Genomic DNA, 2,576 nt, shown 5'->3' with positions numbered 1-2,576 from the left:
GTTATTGCTTTGTTGCGCTAGTCACACGCGCGAGCGCCAAGCAATTGGTTCCGGTCACGGGGATCGCCACTACAGAAAGAGTTCAAAAACTGCCGCCGCGACCAACGCGAATGGTCGGCCGCGATGACACCGTTAGAGCGTTGACGCAGCAACTTCAGGAGTGGCGCTTCGTCAGTATCGTCGGTCCCGGCGGTGTCGGCAAAACGACCGTAGCAATTTCTGTCGCTCATGCGCTGGTTGATGGATTCCATGATGCGGTGTTCTTCATCGATCTGGCTGCGCTGACCGATCCCCAACTCGTGCCGACGGCGGTAGCGTCGGCGCTTGGGTTGATGGTGCAAAGCCAGGACCCGCTCGCTGGTCTGGTGGCCTTTATCGGCAACAAGAAGCTTCTTCTTGTGCTCGACAATTGCGAGCACGTGATCGGCGTTGCGGCAGCGCTGGCCGAACGCGTCGTCAGCGAGGCGCCGCAAGCGCACATCCTGGCGACCAGCCGCGAAGCACTCGGGGTGGAAGGTGAACATGTCCACTTGTTATATTCACTTGATTGTCCACCCGAGGATGCTGGCCTGACGGCTTTGGCAGTGCTCCGGTATCCCGCTGCCCAGCTTTTCATGGAGCGGGCCGCGGCGAGCGGCTATGGCGCCAAGCTGTGCGATCTCGATGCGCCGATCGTCGCCCGGAGCTGCCGCCGGCTCGACGGGATCGCACTTGCCATTGAGCTCGCGGCCAGTCGCGTTGGCTCCCTTGGGATTCGTGGAGTTGCGGAGCTGCTCGACAACCGCTTCGGCCTGCTCTGGCAGGGCCGCCGCACCGCGCTGCCGCGGCACGAGACCCTGAACGCGCTGCTCGATTGGAGTCACAGCCTGCTTTCGGATCGCGAGAAGCTGGTCCTGTGCCGGCTGTCAGTCTTTGTCGGGGGCTTCACGCTTCAGGCCGCCGGCTCCGTTGCCTCGGAGACGGAGGTGGACGATGCGTACGTTATCGACGCGGTCACGAGCCTGGTTGCAAAATTCCTGATATCTGCAACCGTTATCAACGATTCGACTTATTATCGGCTGCTCGACACCACGCGGGCCTATGCCGCCGCCAAGCTCGCAGGGCGTGACGAAACGGATCGCATCGCCCGGCGCCACGCGATGTTTTATTCTGAGTTTCTCGAACGCGACGAGATCATCCAGTCGTTGTTCGGCGAACATGATCTTTCAGGGTACGCCCTGCATATCGGCAATGTGCGGGCGGCGCTCGGATGGGCGCTGTCGGACCATGGCGATGCCGCGGTCGGCATCGAACTCGCCACCTGGGCGGCGCCAATGTTCTTCGGACTGTCGCTGCTTGAGGAATGCAAGGGTTGGTGTAAACGGGCGCTGGCCGCGCTCGACGACACCAGCCGAAACACCAGACACGAGATGATCCTTCAAGAAGCGCGAGCGATGTCGTCGATATTCGGGGGCAACAGCGATCAGGTTCGCGCCGCAATCGAGCGTGGACTTGCGCTGGCGGAAACATTCCAGGATCCTGGGCGCCAACTGCGGCTTCTCGCCGGTCTGAACCTATTGTTTTCACGGCTTGGCGACATCCGCAACGCCCTGGCGGTCGCGGAACAGGCCAGCGCCATCGCGCAGGCTGCCAAGCACCCGGCTGGCACCGTCTGGTCGGAGTGGTGGATGGGCAATGCCCACCACTTTCTGGGCAACCAGACCGCGGCAGAGCTCCATTTTGAGCGCGGCTTCGCACTCGCGGTCGAACTCGGCACCTCCAACGTCAACTTCTTCGGTTTTGATCCGCGCATCTTCGCGCTCGTCCGCCTTGCCCACACCTTGTGGCTGCGTGGCTTCTCCGATCAGGCGCTTCGAATCGAACAAAAGGCCATCGATGAAGCGGCGAGCCGGAATCACCCAGTTCCGATCTGCGTTTCGCTGGCTTATACATCGATGTTGTTACTGTGGACGGGTGATTTAGCAGGAGCCAGCGACCTCATCGAGCAGCTGATCGTACACGCCCGACGATACTCGCTTGCCCCTTACCGTAATCTCGGCATCGCGCTGAAAGGCGAACTTGCCGTCGCCCGCAATAAGCCGGAGGCCGGTCTCGATTTACTACAGGGCGCGTTGGAGACCATGCACGCTCGACAGTTCAATCTCCTAATCACGCGTTTCATCGGTGCGTCGGCTGAAGGCCAGCGCAAGACCGGGCGATTCGAGGAGGCGCTGTTCACAATCAATGGAGCCATTGCGAGCGCGACAAATAGTGGATTGGAAGTTCACTTGTCCGAACTGCTCAGGATTAAATCGCAGATACTCGCGGCACGACATGACCGAGAAGCAGCCATGAACTGCCTGACCGAGGCGCTCGCTGTCGCACGCGCGCAATCTGCGCTCGCCTGGGAGCTGAGGTCGACGATGGTCTTGGCACGCATGCTCTCCGAAGGTGGCCAGCGCGATCAGGCCCGGGATGCGCTCGCCCTCGTCTACGACCGCTTCACGGAAGGCTTCGACACCGCGGATCTCAAGCTGGCGCGCGCGCTGCTCGAGGACTTGCGATAGCTATTTTGGCCGCTCCACAGCACGCTGGTA

The 2,576-nt window shown here is 61.3% G+C and carries 1 protein-coding gene; it reads left to right on the top strand.

The genetic code is table 11. The annotated features are described in order from the left end of the window. Window positions 1-2,546: ATP-binding protein (locus ABSG20_RS34440; protein ID WP_423868894.1), on the top strand; the 2,546-nt coding region annotated here is incomplete at its 5' end. Window positions 2,547-2,576: the final 30 nt, after the last annotated feature.

This window comes from Bradyrhizobium sp., assembly GCF_049512235.1.
In the GTDB taxonomy this organism is placed as follows: Bacteria; Pseudomonadota; Alphaproteobacteria; order Rhizobiales; family Xanthobacteraceae; genus Bradyrhizobium.
This window is presented reverse-complemented; position numbering and strand designations above follow the sequence as displayed.